3 protein-coding genes are annotated in these 1,400 nt (G+C 31.0%); all 3 read right to left on the minus strand.

What is annotated here, in order from left to right:
• Window positions 1–223: 223 nt before the first annotated feature.
• From KW502_RS15215 to KW502_RS15225, 3 genes are read right to left on the minus strand one after another with little or no spacing between them, the layout of a single operon-like run.
• Window positions 224–439, minus strand: coding sequence for a helix-turn-helix transcriptional regulator (locus KW502_RS15215; RefSeq protein WP_219041400.1), 216 nt, complete (start codon window positions 437–439; stop codon window positions 224–226).
• Between the two features lie 58 nt (window positions 440–497).
• A complete protein-coding gene (locus KW502_RS15220) occupies window positions 498–626 on the minus strand; it encodes a helix-turn-helix domain-containing protein (RefSeq protein ID WP_219041401.1) in 129 nt (42 codons plus the stop codon).
• Between the two features lie 18 nt (window positions 627–644).
• Window positions 645–923 carry an XRE family transcriptional regulator gene (locus tag KW502_RS15225; protein ID WP_219041402.1) on the minus strand — a complete coding sequence of 93 codons (279 nt, stop codon included), beginning with the start codon at window positions 921–923 and terminating at the stop codon, window positions 645–647.
• Window positions 924–1,400: the final 477 nt, after the last annotated feature.

The raw sequence follows: 1,400 nt of genomic DNA on the forward strand, positions 1-1,400 counted from the left end.
GGCTAAATACTTCCGGATAAACCAACTTTTTAGGTTGTAATATCAGCATAAAAAACACCTATCATAGAAAATTTTATTTCCGAAAATTAACCCCTTCTTCTTTTTCTAATGGATTTCCATATATAAACTAATTAAAACTCCCCCCTACTCTTTTGCTATTTTAATACTATTACAAAATTTCTTAAAAAAACCTGATTCTTCATCATTAGGCAATTAGGTATAATTAAAACCCAAAAAGCTGATAGATATCTACTTTTAAAGCCTTTGCAATTTCGTATAGAGAGTATATGGTAGGGTTAACTTTTCCGTTTTCCAATTTTTTAATTGCTTGTCGATCCTGACCGCATTCGCGTGCCAAATCAGATTGGTTCCATCCCTTTTTTGTGCGTAACTCAATAATCCGATTACCGACTTTCTTTTTCAATTGATCCCTTGTCATCTAACAAATGTCAATTTATTCTATTATATTTTTTTCTTACTAAGATAAAAATTCAGAATTATTTTTCTAATTCCTTTATTGGAAAACTAAAATCAAACAACTCTTTAGGGTGAATTTTTAGACCCTTTGATAATTCTAGAATCGTAGAAAGTGTGATATTTCTTTTTCCCTTTTCGATTTTATTCAAATCTACATGATCTATATTTCATTTAAATAAATCATCATCAAAAAAATCCATAAGTGTAATTCCTATGATTTTACAAAATTCATCAACTGTATAAATTGTGATTCCTCTTCCAGATTTTTTACCAGTATTTTCATCAATTTTAATCTGACTTTCCCATCTACTTATAATCTGTTTCTCAACATTGTATTTTCTTACAAAATCCATTTGCTTTGAACCTGTAAATTCTTCACGAAGATTTTTTATTCTGGTAGCTATCTTATTAGCAAGTATTATTTTTTCTTTTGAAAGTTCAGCCATACGGCAATTTCCAAAAACAACACAAAAATTAAGTAAGCCATTTGGCTTACTTTAATATTTTTTATATATTAGTCGCATATTAATATATTTGCGAAACTTCTTTAAGTAAAAATATTGGAAGCATTCGCTTTGATTCTCGCATCAAAAACTGGTAATTTTTAACGACGAGATGATGAGTGTAAATGCTCACGGCCCGGGCGTGAGCTTACTTATTGTCGTGCGGTATACCAGTACCTTGATGCCATAAGTTAAGTATCACGCCTTTTTTAATATAATAATAGGTTTTCTTCAACTTCCTTCAAAGCTAAGCTCTCTTAACATTCTAAAAGATTTCGCTCTTATAAAACACGAAATCTTATGCAAACCCAAGTCTTCAACAACCTCAAACAAGGCAAGCCCATCGCTTTAGAACACCTCTATCAACAATACAGCCGCATGCTTTTTTGGCTGGGCAAGCAATTGATACGGGATGAATTT

This window comes from Mesonia aestuariivivens, assembly GCF_019311235.1.
Taxonomy (GTDB): domain Bacteria; phylum Bacteroidota; class Bacteroidia; order Flavobacteriales; family Flavobacteriaceae; genus Mesonia; species Mesonia aestuariivivens.